Consider the following 16366-nt stretch of genomic DNA (forward strand, 5'->3'; position numbering starts at 1 on the left):
ATGGCAGATATTCCAGCACAGCTTGTAAAGCAACTCCGCGAAATGACCGACGCGGGTATGATGGACTGCAAAAAGGCGCTTGTAGAGACTAATGGCGATATTGACAAGGCTGTTGAGTATTTACGAGAAAAGGGCTTGAGCAAGGCTGCCAAAAAGGCTGATAGAATCGCAAGTGAAGGCGTTGTGAGCGTTGAGGTAGCAAGCGATTATAGCAAAGCAAGTATTATTGAGATTAACTCCGAAACAGATTTTGTGGCTAAAAATGACACCTTTAAAGAGCTTGTGGCAAAGACTGCAAAAATCGTTTATGAGCATACGCTCTCCAGTATAGAATCTTTGCATACGATGAATGTAGATTCTGTAAAGTTTGAGGAATATTTGCAGCAAAATATTGCTAAAATTGGTGAAAATATCGTGGTGCGACGCGTTTCTAGCCTCAAGGTGCAAGGCAGCGGTATAGTCAATGGCTATGTGCATTCAAATGGGCGCGTGGGCGTGCTTATTGGTATGAAATATACTAAAGATAGCTCAAAAAGTGCGTGCGTGGAGTTAGCTAAAAATATTTGTATGCATGCTGCAGCAATGAAGCCTCAAGTATTAAGCTACACCGAGCTTAGCAATGATTTTATCCAAAAAGAAAAGGTAGCCATTATCGCCGAGCTTAAAAAGGAAAATGAGGAATTTGCGCGGCTTGGTAAGCCATTGCACAAAATCCCTGAATATATTAGCCGCAGCGAGCTTACAGAATCTGTGTTGAGAGCACAAGAAGAAAAGCTACGAGCAGATTTAAAGGCGCAAGGCAAGCCAGAGGCGATTTGGGATAAGATTTTGCCCGGGCAAATGGAGCGATTTGTGGCAGATAGCACATTGCTTGACCAGAGAATGACGCTGCTTGGGCAATTTTATGTAATGGACGATAAGAAAACTATCGCTCAAGTGCTAGAGGCGAAATCTAAAGAGCTTAATGATAATATTGAAATCACCGAATATGTGCGCTTTGAGTTGGGTGAGGGCATTGAAAAAAAGGTGGAGGATTTTGCCGCTGAAGTGGCCGCACAAATGCAATAAGCCTTAAATTTTGTCTTTTGAAACTTAAATCCACCACTTTGTGCGGCATTTAAGCTTGAAGTGGCACATATCCACGCGGGATATAGAATCTAGATTCTATATGTTTATGTGAAATTTTGTCTTTATCCAGTTGCTAAGGGTGGCGAGGTGTGTGTAGAAAATGGGTATGAAAAATATGGCGATGAATGTGGCAGCTAGCATTCCGCCGATTACTCCTGTGGCTATTGCATGCCTGCTCAAAGCGCCTGCGCCACTTGAAAAAGCCAAAGGCAATACGCCTAAAGTGAATGCTAATGAAGTCATTACAATGGGGCGAAAGCGCATTTTTACGGCTCGCACACTTGATTCTATAATGATTTTTCGCATAGTTTTAGAATCTAGATTTTGCAAACTAGTAGAATCCCTAGAGCATTCTTGCAACATTGGTAAGTTATTTTTTTCTTTAAGGGGGAGGGGCTTAAATTGCGAAGTCGCTCCCTCCCCCTTAAAAATCCCCCACCCCGACGACGCTTCCAAAGTTTGCGCTTCGCGCCCATTGGTATTTAATGGCGACAAGGGCGTGCCTTGTCGCATGATAGAATCCACAATTTTGTGCCTTTCTTGCTCGGCGAATTCCACGATTAAAATGGCGTTTTTGGCGGATAAGGCGATTAAGACTAAAAGTCCCACCTGAAAAAACACATCATTCTCAAGTCCGCTAATATAAGTAAATGCAATCGCCCCAAACACGCCAAAAGGCACAGCAGACAGCACCGCTAAAGGCAGCAGCCACTTCTCATATTGCGCCACTAAAATCAAAAACACAAATAAAAGCCCAAAGGCAAACGCCACGCCGCCACTGCTAGAGCTTGCGCGCTCTTGATAGCTCGCCCCCGCAAATGCGATGTCATAGCCGCTAGGCAGCACTTCGCTTGCGACCTCTTCTATCGCTCTCATCGCATCGCTGCTTGAATAGCCAAAATTTAGCTGCCCTATCACTTGTGCGGCTGGGAATTGATTGAATCTATTTACGATTTCTGCGCCAATCTTTCGCTCCACGCTTACAAGCGAACTCAAAGGCACAAGCGCGCCACTGCTTGATTTCACAAAAATATCGCTTAGATTTTGCGGATTTGAGCGATAGTTAGAATCTGCTTGTGCGATAACTCTAAATGTGCGATTAAACGCCTCAAAATTATTCACATAAAAGCTACCAAACGCCACTTGCATGGTATTAAACACATCGTTTATCTCCACATTCATAGCCGCTGCCTTTTCGCGATTTACGCGCGCTTCATATTGTGGCGTATCAGCGGCAAAACTCGTTACGACACTGCGCAATTCTGGGCGATTTCGCGCTTTTTCAATTAGCAAATCAGTATATTTTTTTAAATCATTTAGACTTCCGCCCTCTTTGCTTTGTATAAAAAAATTCACACCGCTAGAATCTAGCCCTATTATCGTTGGCGCTTGAGTTAGCACAAAATGCGCCTTTTCATTGCCACTTAATTCATCACTAAGCAAAGCAATCGCCTGCCTATCGCTAATATCGCGCTCATGCCAAGGCACAAGCTTATGAAATCCAATGCCCGCATTTGACTTAAAGCCCTGCGCTAGAAAACTATAGCCTGAAATAGTCTGCATTGCCGCAATATAGGGCTTTTGACTAATCACATTAATTAGCTCTTTTTGCACTTCAATTGTGCGATTTAGACTAGCGCCCTCTGGTAAAATCGTATGCACGAATACAAAGCCCATGTCTTCACTAGGCACAAGGCTTTTAGGCGTCCTTTGGAATAAGTCATAAGTCAAATACAGCATCGCGCCCATAAGCACTAGCATAATGCTACCACGTTTTATGCTAGTTCGCACTTTGCGAGTGAAAGAATGCGTGATTTTATCAAATAGGGCGTTAAATGGATTTAAAATATACTTTTGGGGGAGAGATTTATGCAAACTATGTGGCTTTAAAAACATCGCACAAAGTGCAGGTGTAAGGCTCAAAGCCACAAGCCCGCTAATTACCACAGAAATGACAATGGTAATGGCAAACTGCCGATAAATCTCACCGCTAAATCCGCTTATGAAACTAACAGGCAAAAATACCGCCGCAATCACTAGCACGATAGCCACGACTGCACCGCTAATCTCTTTCATAGATTCTATCGTGGCTTCTTTTGCGTCACAGCCTTTTTCGTGCATTATCCGCTCGACATTTTCTATCACTATAATTGCGTCATCTACGACTATTCCAATGGCTAGAATAAGCCCAAATAAAGTTAGTAAATTGATAGAAAATCCCAAAAAATATAGCCCTATAAAAGTGCCTATAAGGCTTACTGGTATGGCAATCACTGGTATTATCATAGCGCGAAAACTGCCTAAAAACAAATAAATTACTAAAACTACCAAAATTATCGCCTCAAAAAATGTCTTTTTCACCTCGCTAATAGAGGCTAAAATAAACTCTGTTGGCGCAAAAGGCTTAGCATATTGCAGTCCATCTGGGAATTTTTTGCTTAAAGATTCTATCACGCTATCGACCGCATTGCTTACTTCTAGCATATTTGCACCCGGCTGCAAAGATACGCGTATGGGGACAGAGCGCATATCATCATAATAATTATCCGTGACATAATCTTGCGCGCCCAAACTCACTCGCGCAATGTCTTTTAGCCGCAGAGTAGAGCCATCATCATTTGCCTTTATAATTATGTTTTCAAACTCGCTTGGAGTGCTTAGTAAGCCCTTTGTGGTAATGGTGTAAGTGAATTCGCTGTGGTTTATAGGCTCAGCACCAAACTTACCCGGGGCGAACTGGGCGTTTTGCGACCTTATCTTTTCTATAACTTCTAAGGGCGATAAATTATGATTTTGCAAACTCGCAGGATTTAGCCATATCCGCATTGCGTATTTTTCAAGACTCCACAACTGCACATCGCCAATGCCACTAATGCGATTTAGCTCATCAATCACATTTAAAAGCAAGTAATTTGCGATAAATAGCTGGTTATGCGCGGGATTTGTAGAGTAAAATTGATAGAATCCGGCGACTGCAGAGCTTTGCTTTCGCACATCAATGCCAAGCCGCTGCACTTCCTCTGGGAGCTGTGAAATGGCGGATTGGACGCGATTATTCACATTTACTACCGCCATATCAGGATTTGCCTCTTGCTTAAAAAATATGCTAATAGTCGATTCACCGCTAGAATTGGCACTTGTTTGCATGTAAATCATATCTTCTACGCCATTTATGGCAGATTCTAGCACACTCATCACGCTATTGCTAACCACCTCCGCAGACGCGCCCGGATAGCTAACGCGCACCATCACTTGCGGCGGCGTAACCTTTGGATACTGCTCGATTGGCAGATTATCCATACAAAGCAGCCCAGCAATCACTATAACAATGCTAATCACGGCAGAAAACGCCGGCCTTTTAATAAAAAACTGCGAGAACATTTTGCTTTTCCTTTTTGTGGTTTTATAGAATCTAGATTCTAAAAAATTTGAAATTAGAATTGTAAAGCATTAGACTTACTCTAAGTCAAGGGGGAAATGATAGGAAAATACAAAAAAGCGCAGGCAGGGTGGCATATCAAATCCAATAATCTTAATAAAATATCGATACAATTAACTTTTATAGAATCTGCAATGTGAAAGGTGAAAAATGGCGAGTAAATTTACACACATAAAAAAGCTATCTGCTTTAGTAATATCTATGTTTATATGTTCGCAAGGCTTTGGCGCGACAAATAATAGTGCAAAAAATAGCACAAAGCAAAACTCAAAGGAAAGCACAAAAGAAACTAATTTGCAAGTTATTCACCCAAAAATTGGCACTTCTGTGAGCGCAAAAGATGGCTCTATTACGCTAACTCTCATTGATAAGCGGCAAAATTACGCTGGGGGCGCCACTCGTGAGAGTGCGATATATTCGCCAAAAAGTGTGAATATCCACCCTGATGGCAGCAGATATTATGTTAATTCTTTGGAGGGTGGCACGACTATTGTCTTTGATGCAAAGACGAATAATAAAATCGCTAGCATTAGTCACAATATAGGCGCGGCACACGATAATTTATGGAGTGAAGATTCTGGAATCTATAAATTTACACATTATCCAAAAAATAATCACTTCAAGGGCAAACCTGTAGAATCTACCTTTTCGCACAATGGCAGATATTTGTGGGTGCCATACTACAAGCGCTCCTATGACTTAAACGCGCAAGACCCCTCTGCTGTGGCGGTTATTGATACGCAAAGCAATAAGATTATTAAGCTTATGGAGACAGGCACGCTACCTAAGATGATTACTACCACGCCTAATGGGAAGATGATAGCCATTTCGCACTGGGGAGATAATACTATCGCACTCATTGACATTAGCAGCGATAATCCTAATGATTGGAAGCATATAAAGCGGCTCGTGGTCGATTATATCTTGCCTTTAAACTATCCGCTAGATAAATCCGTAGATAGAGATACTGGCAGCGGATACGCGCTTAGAGGCATGGCATTTAGCGAAGATAGCAGATATATGCTTATTGGCTGCATGGGCGGAGGTGGGGGCATTGCTATCATTGACTTGCAAGATTCTAAATATCTTGGCAGAGTGCTAGGAATGATGCCAAATGTGCGGCATTTGGTCGTAAAAAATGGATATTTGTATCTTAGCATTAATAAAGACGGCTATGTGCAAAAGGCTAAGATGAGTGACTTTATAGAATCTGTTAAGCACTTAGATGGCAAAACAAAGCAAACTACATTTAAAAATTGGCAAAATGCAAAGGTGGGCGCTGGCGCTAGGACTATCGCGCTAAGCCCTGATGGCAAATATATTTTTGTGGCGTGTAATAGCGTATCTAAAGTAGCTGTGGTAGATAGTGATAAAATGGTGCAGATTCTGCAAATTGATGCAGATTCTTTTCCTGTGGGGCTTGATGTGAGCGCTGATGGGAAGTTTGTTTATACCACTTCGCAAGGCAAGGCAAAATATGGTGGCGGCAACGCGGTGGATATTTATAGGGTGGATTATAAATAATTATAGAATCTAAATTTATAGAATCTAGCGCGGATTATGTGGCTAGATTCTATAATTTATGCTTTTAAAGGCGTCCTGCGCGTTAAAGCAAGATTATTTCTCTTTTTCTTCTGTGTGTGAGATATTAAGCGCGATAAATTTATAGGCGATAAATATCACCACTGGCCACAAAATAAGCATAAAAATTGCACTTCCCATTGTTACTCCTTGAAAAATTAATACGCGTGAGTGTCTTTGCTCATTTCATCGCGTGTGATTTTCACTCTATCAAGCGCGCGCCATACATAAATGATATATGCTAGCACAAAAGGCACTAGCAGGGATACATAGCCCATTACAGAAAGCGTGTAGTAGCTTGAAGAAGCATTTTGTATAGTGAGCGAGCTTTGCAAATCCGCAATTGATGGGTAAAATGCACTCTGTCCCAAGCCCACATTTAAAAACACCGACATAACCACAAGCACGCTTCCGCTGCCTAAGAAAAATATACCCTTTGTGCTTTGTTTAAATACATTAAGATAAATCCCCAAAAGCACCAATACCACGCCCAAAAGCAGCCCAACAATCAAATAAGGCATGGAGAGAAAGTTATGCAAATACACATAAGGTTGCAGCGCGACTACGCCATTTTCATCTACATAAAAGCCACTTTTGCAGCAAATCCACGCCAAAAAGCCAAGAATGCAGGGCAAAAACGCAAGTGTAGCCATTAAAATAGCCTTTCTAGCGCGTTTAGCAATTTTTGTATCATTAATATTATTTAAAAAATAGCTCGCACCCAAAATTTGGCTCAAAAACACTAAGCTTAATCCTAAGAGATAATTTGCAGGCTCTAATAACGCCTCTAGTCCGCGCGTTACAACACTCCATTGCACGAAATTATGCTCATTTAGCACAAAATGCGAGCCGCTAAAAAATGTGCTTACCGCTACACCGATTAAAAACACGCCAAAAACGCCATTAATCCACAAAAATATCTCATAGGCTTTCTGCCCAAGCACATTGCCCTCTTTTTTGCGGTATTCATAGCTTACAGCCTGAATAATGTAGCAAAACAAAATCGCTAGCCATACCCAATACGCGCCGCCAAAGCTTGTGCTATAAAACAATGGAAACGCCGCAAAGCACGCGCCGCCAAACATGACTAAAGTAGTAAAGCCAAGCTCCCATTTGCGCCCTAGTGAGTTAATGAGCATAGTTTTTTCTAACTCATCTTTAGCTAGCACAAATAGCAGACTTTGCCCACCTTGCACAAAAAACATAAAAACAAGCAAGCCTGCCAATAAACTTACAATCACCCACCAATATATCTGCAATCCCGCTAAATCAAGTCCAAAAAACATCACTTGCCTCCTTTTAGCGCTGCTATATGATGCTCATCTTCAAAGCCTTTTTTGATACTGCGCACCATAATGCCAATTTCTGCGCAAAGCAAAGTAGTAAAAAGCACAGCAAAAATGAAAAAAGAAATTTGGATATTAAGGCTTGAAAGCTTTGTGGAGGCAATGCCCACAGGGAGCAAATCCTGTATTGCCCATGGCTGCCTGCCCACTTCAGCCACAATCCAGCCTGCCTCTGCTGCCACATAGCCAAAAGGTATGGCAATCACGCACAGCCATAGAATCTTGCGGAATTTTTCAATATTATTTGCCATAGACAAATACAGCACCACGATAAATAGCACAAAAAACGCACTGCCCAAAGCCACCATGATGTGAAAGCTATAAAATGTAAGCCCAATAGGCGGTATTATCTCTTCTGGCTTGTCAAAATACCCATAGCCAAAATTGGGCATATTAGATTCTAAAATGCCTTGAGCGATATTCATACGCTCTGTGTCGTTATGCGCCTTTGCTTCTTTGTAGTCCTTTAGGGCATTAAGAGCGAGCTTGCCGCTTTGGATTCTAGAATCTATGCCCGTTATGCCTTTATCTAAATTCCCATAGAGCAAATCCTCCACACCCGGCACAAAGCTATTTGGATTGCGATTGCCCAAAATTGAAAGCGCGTAAGGGATAGTTATGTTAAATAAGAAAGTATCTTTGTCATCGCCTATTTGTTTTTGTGGATTTAAGATTCCAAAGGCTGTAATGCCCGCGCGATTTTCACCTTTATAAATCCCCTCCATAGCTGCAAGTTTCATTGGTTGGTGTTGTGTAACTTGATACGCGCTTTCATCGCCGCTAAAAAATAAAAACATAGAAGTGATAAAGCCAAAGCTAGCGCCTACAATAAGGCTCTTTTTGGCTTCGATTCTAAAGCGATTTTTGAGCAAATATAGCGCAGAAATACCCATAACAAAAAGCGCAGAAATCACATAGCCGCTTGCCACAGTGTGTAAAAATTTTGGCACAGCCACAGGGGAGAGCGCTACCTCCCAGAAGCTACTCATTTCATTACGCGCGCTATTAGGATTAAAAATGGTGCCAATGGGATATTGCATCCAGCCATTTGCTACCAAAATCCAAAAGGCTGATAAATTACTGCCAATAGCCACAAGCCAAGTGGAGAGCAGGTGGAATTTTTTAGAGACCTTATCCCAGCCAAAAAACATTACAGCAAAAAATGTAGCCTCCAAAAAGAACGCCATAATGCCCTCAATTGCCAAAGGCGCGCCAAAAATATCGCCCACAAACCAGCTATAATTTGCCCAATTCGTGCCAAACTCAAACTCCATAATAATCCCAGTAGCCACGCCAATAGCAAAATTAATCCCAAAAAGCGTGAGCCAAAAGCGCGTGATTTTGCGCCATTGTGGATTGCCAGTTTTAACATAAATGCTCTCCATAATCGCCACGATAAAAGAAAGTCCCAAAGTCAAAGGCACAAACAAAAAATGATATAAAGCCGTCAAGGCAAACTGCGCGCGCGCCCAATTCACGCTTGATAAATCATTGAGCATATCCATAAATTTCTCCTTATTTGTTTGTAGATTTGGTAAGATTATCCATGACAAAAGCGCTCTTTGCTTGCTCATCGCCAATGTGTGAGAGATTTTTATCATACACAAATACCTTAAGCAGGGCAAAAATGATAAGGAGCTTTATAATAATCACCCTCCATAGCACTTTGCCAAGCTTTAGGTTTCTAAATCCATCAACATACAGCATAATTGCCCTTTTCCAGAATCCCACGCATTCCCTTTGAATAAAAATGAGCGATTCTATCAAATTTCTTAGCATTTTATACGCGCAAAATATGTTTTTTGCACAAATTTCTTAAAGCCTTTGGGGTAATAATTATTAATTTATTTTACTTTTGGTTTTTTGGTGCAACAATAGCAGTTTTATTTTTGTGTATTTGATTTTTGGCGCGCGCATTTGTGGAGAGGTTTTAGAATCTAAATATGGAGGAGATATGTTAGAGCAGTATTTTAGCGGCTTTCACAAGCTTTCACCCCCTGTGAATTCCCTAGATTCTATGCACCCCTTGCTTAAATCCCCACTATGGCAAGACACGCTACAAAACACACCCGCTCTCGCTATCATTTTATGCGCCAATAGGCATAATCTTGCGCTTTTTATGCAATGCCCAAGCTTTATGGATTTATTTTTAGATTCTATGCCAAATATAGAATCTAGCATAGAATCTGCCCTAGAATTTACTTTAGAATCCTTAGAAGCCACTTTGGAAACTGCCCAAACATCAAAAGAGGAGCGATTTTTTGATAGTTTGCTTACTTTGCAAGCCTATATTATTGAGCAAAATCCTGCTATTTTTGAGGAGTGTTTGCCTATTTTTGCGCGCCTTGAGCTAGGTGATGTGATAAATAAGGCGCAATTAGAGCTTTTTTCTACGCTTAAAGCCACTAAAAAGACAGCAGATTCTATAAAGCCTATAAAAAGTTTTGATGCTTTAAGGGAGCAGTTTTTGCCCCTGCATAGCGAGCTTTTAGCGCTTGTCAATCAAGATTATTTAAAAGATATGCTTATAAAAATAGCGCAAAAATACACGCAGCAGCATTTTTGCATTGCCGTTACAGGCGTGCTTAGCGCGGGCAAATCTACATTTTTAAATGCGCTTTTATCCCAAGACATACTAGGCAGCTCAAGTGTGCCAGAGACAGCAAATCTTACCATTTTGCGCTATGGGGATAAGCAAAGTGCGAAAGTGTATTTTTGGAGTAAAGAGCAATGGGCGGATTTATGCGCACAAAGTGCCTTTAGTGCGCATCTTAAGGCATTTATTGATGAGACTTATAGCCATTTTGGAGAGAGTATAGAATCTTTTATCACGCAGCCTAGCCTTGTAAAAGTAATTGATATAAGCGAGCTTAGTGCTTATACTTCAGCAAATCACCCCAGCAAATTATGCAATCTTATCCAAAAAGTTGAGCTTAGCGTGCCTTTGGCGTTTTTGCAACATGGCGTAGAGATTGTCGATACGCCCGGGCTTGATGACCCAATCGCTAAGCGCGAGGAGATTACGCGCGAATTTTTGGGGCATTGTGATATGCTTATACATGTGATGAATGCCAGCTGTGCGGCGACACAAAAAGATATTGATTTTATTTTAGAATCTTTGCTTGAGCAAAATATATCGCGTATGCTTGTGGTACTTACGCGCGTTGATTTATTGGAGAGTAAGGATATTGCCGCTTGCCTTGATTACACGCAATCAAGCCTTATTGCGCAGCTTAAAAATGCCCACTATAAAGGCGATATTCAAGCCATCATTAATCGCATTGATTTTTTGACACTTGCGGGCTATGCGGCACTGCTTCATCGCACAGGTGGGGATACAAGTAATCAAATAAGCCTAGAGCAGAGTGGTATCCTTGAGATAGAATCTTACTTGCATAAAATGCTTCTTAGCCATGATAGTCTAAAGGCACGCGATATGCTCTATCTTGCGTATAAAGGCACTTTGAGCGTGGCACGGGAATTAGAGGAAATATTGCATTTAGAAATGCAGCTTCTCTCAAGTGATAAAGCCAAGCTAGAGGCGTTTATAGAGCAGATTAAAGCCCAAAATACAGCACTTCTAAAAACATTACAGAATCTAAAATCACATCTTAAAGACCTGCATAGCGAGCTTTTAGCATTTTTGCAATCCCTTGAGGTGCTTAGTCTCAATGCACTCAATAAATCCACTACTTTGCTTAAAGATAGAATCTTTGAGGATATTAGCTATGGCAGTATGAAAGAAGAGCATATACAAAAAATGATTGAATTTGCGCTCAAAGACTGCTTTGGCGATGTAGGGCGCGAATACAAATATCAGCTTAGCAAAAAGGTAGCGGAGCTAAAACAGACACTCAAGCTTGAAAGCGAGGCAAAGCTGCCTCCTATTCACTTTGAGCTTACCCAAAGTGATATTGCTAAGCTTTTGCAAGGGGTTCTGCACGCATTGCCAAGCCTTTTAAAAACGCATAAAAATAGGCTAAAATCGCGCATTGATGAGCTTTTTGGTAGCCTAACTAGTGCGTTTAAAATGCTTTTGAATGCAAAAAATAAAGAGATAAGCGCGATTTTTCTTGCCTTTTTTGATGATATTACACAAGCCCAAATTGCGCATATAAACGCGCAGATAAGCCATAAAGAGCAGATTTTAGAGCAAAGTATGCAAAACCAAGATGAAAGCAGCAATGAGCAGGCTAAACATATCTTGCAAGAGAAACAAACAAAGCTTGCAAGCATTATAGATGAGCTTTCCTACGCACTGCATACTATGCAAGGAGACTAAATGGCGCAAGATATGTTAGATATGTTTCTTAAGCAATATGCGCAGGCAAAGGCTAAAGCCATTCGTGAGGGTAATCCGCTCTATGCTCTTATTGATAATGTGCGGGAGACTTTAGGTGCATTTATGCCCCTAGATTCTCAAATGACACATACCTTTGAGAATCTTACCAAAAGCATACAAGAGCCAATAAAAGTGGCTATCATCGGACAGTTTAGTAGCGGCAAATCGACATTTTTAAACGCACTTTTGGGGAAAGATATTTTGCCAAGTGGCGTTATCCCCATAACCGCAAAGGTTTGCCATATCGTGTATGGCGCGGATTATAGTCTTGAGCTGCATTATAAAAATGGGCTTATTGTCTCAAAGCCTATTGATTTTTTTCATCATATAAGCGATGCACAGAACGCTACAATTGCCTTTTACAAGCTCTATGTGCCGCTTATGTTGCTTAAACATATAAGCTTTCTTGACACGCCGGGCTTTAACTCGCAAAACCAAAGTGATACAGAGACGACAAATGCGATTTTACAGAGTGTTGATGGCATTATTTGGCTCACACTCATTGATAATGTGGGCAAGCAAAGCGAGAAAGACACTATTGCCCTGCATATCAAGCGCTACGCGAGTAAGAGCCTTTGTGTGCTTAATCAAAAAGATAGGTGTAAAAGCGCAGATGAGGTAAATACTAGCCTTTCTTATGCTAAAAAGGCGTTTAATGGGCTTTTTGAGGATATTATTGCCATTTCGGCTAAGAATGCTCTTTTAGCTCACAGCATAGAATCTGGCACGATAGAATCTAGCCAAGCGCAGGCTTTGAGGGCAGATTCTAATATAGATTCTGTTATGGCTTTTTTACAATTACATATCGCCCCGCTTGCCGCGCAGGCAAAGGCACATAGGATTAAAAGGCATTTGCGCGCCTACACATTACGCTTTGCTAGGCTTAATCTCCACGCACTTTTGCGTTTATCAAGCTTAGAGGCATATTTTTCACACACATTGCAGCAGCTCACGCATAATGCTTTGCAAAGTGCTTTTTATAAACATTTTCCTACACTCTTTGATAGCCTAAATGACGCGCTTTACGCACTCACACAGCATATTTATAATGCCTTAGAAAAAACTTCTCACACTTTTACTCGCACGCATAAAAAATTTGGCTTAAATGCAAAATATGTGGAGCAAAAAGAGATTGTAAGCCTCCCCTATAAGCACCTAGCGCGCACATTAAGTGATACAAACTCCCCAACTGCTTGTCATTTTACGCAGCTAGGCTTTGAGATAATGCACACCGCAGAGGAGTTTAAAGAATTGCTAGAAGCGCATTTACAGCCTATGGAGGCATTTATAAATCAATGGTATGAGCAGTTTATCCCCCAATTGCAAAATCCACTATTGCGCACGCAGTTAAGTGAGATGGTAAATGCCTTTAATAGCCTTGCGGATACGCATTATGCCGACCTGAAATCCCACCTTTTTTTATTGCAAAAAATCTTGCATCTTAACTATGATTTATCCCTTAATTTTTGTTTAAACACACTCGCGCTAAGGATAGAAGAATCGCTTGAAAAACATCGCTCAAACGCAGCCTTGCCGCTTTTTAATCCAAGCCTAGAAAATATCTTTGATGAGCTAAAATATGGCTTTCACTTTCATATCTTGCAGGCAAATTTACAAACACAGCCCTTGCACACTAAAAGTATGTGGCATTTTGAGCATGCATACAAACAACTCTTTGCGGAAAAATCTACATTCATTCACGACTACAAAAAGCGCTACAATGAGAGTTTTATGAGCCTTAAAGCATTGCTCAAGGAGCTAAAATACTTAAAAGTTTGAAGCATAGAATCTAGCCTAAAGCCCAATAATTCCCACGCGCATTTTATTAATCTTAGAATCTTTAATAATATCCACAATTCCTAACGCAAAGTCTGCGTAGCTACCCTTTGACTCGCCTTTAGCATTTACCTCAAACTCTTCGCCAATAATCTTATAGCGTTTAGTCCTTGCGCCCTCATAGATAAAGTCTGCAGGCGGGCTCACATACACCCAATTTAGCGACTTTTGTGTGCGTAAATACGCTAAACCCTCCGCAGTAGCCTTTGCCACAGGCAAATACTCGCGCGGAAAGTCCGGGCTATCCATAAGGCGCGTAGTATGGCTTTTGTCCATATACAGGCTGCCTGCGCCACCAACGACGATAAGACGCGCAGCATTATTTTGCAAAATACCGCTTAAATGCTGAATGTGCGTCTTGTAAAGCTCCAAATTGCGCCATTCGCCAAAGGCATCGACAATGGCATCATAGCCTTGCAAATCACTAGATTCTAGCTTGAAAATATCTTTCTGCACAATTTTTATAGAATCTAGCTTGTTTTTAGTCGCCAAATCCTGCATTTTTTGCGCATTTCGAACTATTGCAGTAACCTCAAATCCCGCATTCACACACTCTTTAGTGATAAGCAACCCAGCTTTGCCACTTGCCGCTAAGATAGCAACCTTTAGGGGTTTAGATTCTGTATTTTTTGTTTTAAGGGGTTGTTTAGATTCTCCAAGCGCGGGGCTACTTAGCACGCTTATAATAAGCCCTACAAAGGCTATTCTAAGTATATTTCGTCTATTCATACATGCTCCTTGTGCTTTAAAGAATTTGCTTAGTCTTGTTTTTTAAGAGCCTGCCTAGTGAGCAGATTCTATCACCTTTTCAGTCGGCTCATTTTGCGCTGCTGTGGCGTTATTAAGCGTTGTTTTTTCATCTTCTTGCTCTTTATATGTATATTTTTCTTTGCCCTTAAATGTGATAATCGCACAATGCGGATACACTTCGATTTTATGGTAAATATTATTTACGCTCTTTAGCAATTTGCCCGCAGTAGCCGGGATACACTTTGGATTTTCCTTAATTTTCTCAGGGTCCTCGTTATCGGGCAGCTCTATCCACTGCTCTTCAGGGATATTCCCCCAGCCATAGTGCTTCATCACCATTCTAATCCAATATTTGCCATCTGTGATTAGCACGAGACGCTTCATAATGCGATTGCTTTTGCTTGAATTCTCCAAGACAGGCGAACTCGTAACCCAGCCTTTTACGCGGAAAAGATAATCATCGTAATTTACCTGCTTTGGCAGGGCGTTTGCTAAGTCATTCAGCAAAATTGTGATTCTAAAATCTTGATACTCTTTTTGCTTTGCTAACGCGTTACCATAGGCATTTGCAAAGACTATTAGCGACCAAGTGAAAAGGCACACAAAAAGCGAGCTAAGCATAAAAAGCCCCTTTTGCCCCGCATTGCGCGAGATTAGCTCATTTGAGTTTGTGCGCGAAGTATCCTTGCTCTTATACGCCCAGCCACGCCACGAGCTAACCACATAAATACACAAAATCGCAGCAAAGATTCCAATGCCAATAAATGCGCGCGGACGCGTAAGCGGCTGCTCTAGCAAAAGATAAGTCCCATAGCTAATAGGAATGCCGATACTTAGCACCGCCGCACTTAGAATAAGAGACAGCACACGCCCGCCAAAGCCACTCACGCCAAATGGACTACGCCCCTGATACATCGCCGAAATCAAAAATAGCACGAGTATCGCTAAAAAGCAAATCTTAAGCCCGCTCCAGCCTATATCATTACTACCAAAGTCATTCCACAAAAAGTCTAAATACATATCGATATTTTCATAGAATCCACTAAGAAAATTATCCGGCTTCAGCGTCTCCGTGCTAGCCTGCTTATGCGCAAAAGGACGCATTACGATAAACTTAAACACACCAAGTGCAAGGGCATAATTAAATAGCGATACGCAGATGAAAATAAAAGTCTTTTTAATCCCAGCATTCGTTTGATTTAGCATAATAAAGGCAAAAAACAGCACCATAATAAGCTCAATGCCACTACTTGCCTGATAAGTCATACACATACCTAAAGAACACAAAAACGAAACAGGAATATAAGCGCGAATGTGATGGATAAAAATAAATGGAATCGTGCTAAATAACACAGATAACGCCATATAAGGCGAGTCAAAGCGAAAGCTTAGCTCCTCTAAAAAGTAAGGAGATAGCCCGATAGGAATGGAGGCTATGATGCCAAGAATTGTCAAACGCTTTTTATGCGGAATCTCTTGGGCTTCCCAGCGGCTAGTCTCATTTTTCCATATCACTTCACGCACGCTCCACACGACAATGACAGAGGCAAGGCTAAGAAAGCCAATCGCTACAAATTGCGTAAGTGGCGCAATATCGCTAAGCACGACGTCCATGTGCATAAGGCTAGAGAGATAGTAGCTAATGTAGCGGCTAAAATTATCCCATTCCTTATAGCCAATGACGCCGCGCCCCCAATCATCGATGTAATACACATCAGCGCGGATAATGGCAGTGATGCCAAGCAGGTAAATAAAAAACGCAAAGCATAAATATTTCCAAAAGCCCTCCGTGCGATAAAACGCCCCAGCCGCCGCTTTAAAGTCGCTCCAAGTTTGGAGTAGGAGGTTTTTACGAGGTGCGTTGCCTGTATTGTTTTGATTTGTTTGGGTGTATGTTTGATGTGCCATAATTTATCCTTTCTTAGCGCTCACCGAATTTGACTA

Annotated in this window: 10 protein-coding genes; 4 read left to right on the forward strand and 6 right to left on the reverse strand. The window is 41.3% G+C overall.

What is annotated here, in order from left to right; translation table 11 throughout:
• Entirely contained in the window at positions 1-1068 is a 1068-nt protein-coding gene (gene tsf / locus LS71_RS00475; protein ID WP_034352566.1) for a translation elongation factor Ts, read from the forward strand.
• 96 nt (positions 1069-1164) lie between these two features.
• On the opposite strand, the gene LS71_RS00480 is transcribed toward tsf, so the two are convergent.
• Entirely contained in the window at positions 1165-4509 is a 3345-nt protein-coding gene (locus LS71_RS00480; RefSeq protein ID WP_138109774.1) for an efflux RND transporter permease subunit, read from the reverse strand.
• Between the two features lie 208 nt (positions 4510-4717).
• On the opposite strand from LS71_RS00480, the gene LS71_RS00485 reads away from it, so the two are divergent.
• Positions 4718-6091 carry a YncE family protein gene (locus LS71_RS00485; protein ID WP_238700255.1) on the forward strand — a complete coding sequence of 458 codons (1374 nt, stop codon included), beginning with the start codon at positions 4718-4720 and terminating at the stop codon, positions 6089-6091.
• A 215-nt stretch (positions 6092-6306) separates the two neighbouring features.
• Here the strand turns inward: LS71_RS00485 and cydB are convergent, their stop codons facing one another.
• The 3 genes from cydB to LS71_RS00500 are packed head-to-tail and all read right to left on the reverse strand — an operon-like array spanning position 6307 to position 9273.
• Entirely contained in the window at positions 6307-7434 is a 1128-nt protein-coding gene (gene cydB / locus LS71_RS00490; RefSeq protein ID WP_034352563.1) for a cytochrome d ubiquinol oxidase subunit II, read from the reverse strand.
• Positions 7434-8993, reverse strand: a complete 1560-nt coding sequence (locus LS71_RS00495; protein WP_238700304.1) for a cytochrome ubiquinol oxidase subunit I — start codon at positions 8991-8993, stop codon at positions 7434-7436. The genes cydB and LS71_RS00495 overlap by 1 nt, the downstream gene beginning before the upstream one ends.
• Before the next feature lie 16 nt (positions 8994-9009).
• Positions 9010-9273, reverse strand: coding sequence for a DUF4492 domain-containing protein (locus LS71_RS00500; RefSeq protein WP_194145636.1), 264 nt, complete (start codon positions 9271-9273; stop codon positions 9010-9012).
• Between the two features lie 175 nt (positions 9274-9448).
• On the opposite strand from LS71_RS00500, the gene LS71_RS00505 reads away from it, so the two are divergent.
• Complete coding sequence (locus LS71_RS00505) at positions 9449-11776, forward strand: dynamin family protein (protein WP_034352706.1); 2328 nt, start codon at positions 9449-9451, stop codon at positions 11774-11776.
• Positions 11777-13615: a dynamin family protein gene (locus tag LS71_RS00510; protein ID WP_034352554.1), complete on the forward strand. Its 1839-nt coding sequence runs from the start codon at positions 11777-11779 to the stop codon at positions 13613-13615.
• Positions 13616-13630: 15 nt separating this feature from the next.
• Here LS71_RS00510 and LS71_RS00515 read toward each other — a convergent pair whose 3' ends face one another.
• Together LS71_RS00515 and LS71_RS00520 are read right to left on the reverse strand one after the other, a co-directional pair.
• Positions 13631-14401, reverse strand: a complete 771-nt coding sequence (locus LS71_RS00515) for an NAD(P)-dependent oxidoreductase (RefSeq protein WP_081946220.1) — start codon at positions 14399-14401, stop codon at positions 13631-13633.
• Positions 14402-14455: 54 nt separating this feature from the next.
• Positions 14456-16330 (reverse strand): glucosyltransferase domain-containing protein, encoded by a 1875-nt coding sequence (locus LS71_RS00520; protein WP_034352551.1) that lies wholly within the window; start codon positions 16328-16330, stop codon positions 14456-14458.
• Positions 16331-16366 lie beyond the last annotated feature (36 nt).

The organism is Helicobacter jaachi (assembly GCF_000763135.2).
Lineage (GTDB): Bacteria > Campylobacterota > Campylobacteria > Campylobacterales > Helicobacteraceae > Helicobacter_C > Helicobacter_C jaachi.

Excerpts from the sequence above, each read along its gene's own strand:
- tsf (WP_034352566.1), top strand. The coding sequence starts at position 1 with ATGGCAGATATTCCAGCACAGCTTGTAAAGCAACTCCGCGAAATGACC.
- LS71_RS00480 (WP_138109774.1), bottom strand. The coding sequence starts at position 4,509 with ATGTTCTCGCAGTTTTTTATTAAAAGGCCGGCGTTTTCTGCCGTGATT.
- LS71_RS00485 (WP_238700255.1), top strand. The coding sequence starts at position 4,718 with ATGGCGAGTAAATTTACACACATAAAAAAGCTATCTGCTTTAGTAATA.
- cydB (WP_034352563.1), bottom strand. The coding sequence starts at position 7,434 with ATGTTTTTTGGACTTGATTTAGCGGGATTGCAGATATATTGGTGGGTG.
- LS71_RS00495 (WP_238700304.1), bottom strand. The coding sequence starts at position 8,993 with ATGCTCAATGATTTATCAAGCGTGAATTGGGCGCGCGCGCAGTTTGCC.
- LS71_RS00500 (WP_194145636.1), bottom strand. The coding sequence starts at position 9,273 with ATGCTAAGAAATTTGATAGAATCGCTCATTTTTATTCAAAGGGAATGC.
- LS71_RS00505 (WP_034352706.1), top strand. The coding sequence starts at position 9,449 with ATGTTAGAGCAGTATTTTAGCGGCTTTCACAAGCTTTCACCCCCTGTG.
- LS71_RS00510 (WP_034352554.1), top strand. The coding sequence starts at position 11,777 with ATGGCGCAAGATATGTTAGATATGTTTCTTAAGCAATATGCGCAGGCA.
- LS71_RS00515 (WP_081946220.1), bottom strand. The coding sequence starts at position 14,401 with ATGAATAGACGAAATATACTTAGAATAGCCTTTGTAGGGCTTATTATA.
- LS71_RS00520 (WP_034352551.1), bottom strand. The coding sequence starts at position 16,330 with ATGGCACATCAAACATACACCCAAACAAATCAAAACAATACAGGCAAC.